2 protein-coding genes are annotated in these 610 nt (G+C 37.7%); both read right to left on the bottom strand.

The window, feature by feature from the left end; all coding sequences use genetic code 11:
- The coding region (locus J1N10_RS21490; RefSeq protein WP_262328685.1) for a hypothetical protein at window positions 1–203 on the bottom strand (203 nt) is incomplete at its 3' end.
- A gap of 185 nt (window positions 204–388) precedes the next feature.
- The coding region (locus tag J1N10_RS21485; RefSeq protein ID WP_262328687.1) for a helix-turn-helix domain-containing protein at window positions 389–610 on the bottom strand (222 nt) is incomplete at its 5' end.

Below are 610 nucleotides of genomic sequence, written 5' to 3'. Positions count from 1 at the left end.
ACATAAACCGCCTGGCTTTTCTTTAAAAGCTGAACACGGTTATCCAGTTTGTCAGTCCAACTCATTTTTGCAAAGGGCATTTCAGTTGGATTTACAACGGCACATTTCAATGACTTTAGTTTGGCTTTAATTTTATCGGTATCAACCAAGCCTTTGGAACTGTTTTCGGGTATGTCACTACCGCATATATAAATAGTTGGCATTCTCTACTTCTTTACTATGTTCAAATGATTACATAATTGGCTCTCCGGCAGAATTTGGGTGTGTGATTTTTTCTTCAACAAAAGTTTAAAGAACGAGAACCTGATTTCCTGTTTTTTACCTTGAGCCTTTCTTTCCTTCCTTTCCTTCATTGGAGTTTTAGATTATTAGAACTGCATTTAACCAATTACACATTGCTCTTTATTTCATCCAAGGAAGAATGACGGCCAGCTTTAATCCAATCCATTACTTCATCCAGTTTGAACAGTAATATCTTACCACCCGGTTTATAGAAGGGAATCTGTTTATTATATACCCTGCCATAAATGGTTTTAACACTTTCGCCCAATAGCAGGGCCAGTTCCGCAGCATTAACATAGTCAAAGCCTGTTCCGGCTTTATGTTGTAC

The sequence above is a fragment of the Carboxylicivirga litoralis genome (assembly GCF_025499605.1).
GTDB classification, from domain to species: Bacteria; Bacteroidota; Bacteroidia; order Bacteroidales; family Marinilabiliaceae; genus Carboxylicivirga; species Carboxylicivirga litoralis.
This window is presented reverse-complemented; position numbering and strand designations above follow the sequence as displayed.